We start from the raw sequence: 306 nt of genomic DNA, 5'->3' as shown, positions 1-306 counted from the left end.
GATAGCGATTCAGCATCATTGAGTAAATCGATAAGTACGTCAACGAGTGACTCAGATAGCGCATCGACATCAACATCAGTATCAGATAGCGACTCAGCATCATTGAGTAAGTCGACAAGTACATCGACAAGTGACTCAGATAGCGCATCGACATCAACATCTGTATCAGATAGTGACTCAGCATCATTAAGCAAGTCGACAAGTACATCAACGAGTGATTCAGACAGTACATCAGCATCACTAAGTAAGTCAACAAGTACGTCAACAAGCGATTCAGACAGCGCGTCAAAATCAACATCGGTATCA

The 306-nt window shown here is 42.5% G+C and carries 1 pseudogene; it reads right to left on the bottom strand.

Going from position 1 to position 306, the window contains the following annotated elements:
* Positions 1-306 (bottom strand): annotated as a pseudogene (locus HUK49_RS10740) (MSCRAMM family adhesin SdrC); the annotation flags it as partial.

The sequence above is a fragment of the Limosilactobacillus portuensis genome, assembly GCF_014838735.1.
Lineage (GTDB): Bacteria > Bacillota > Bacilli > Lactobacillales > Lactobacillaceae > Limosilactobacillus > Limosilactobacillus portuensis.
This window is presented reverse-complemented; position numbering and strand designations above follow the sequence as displayed.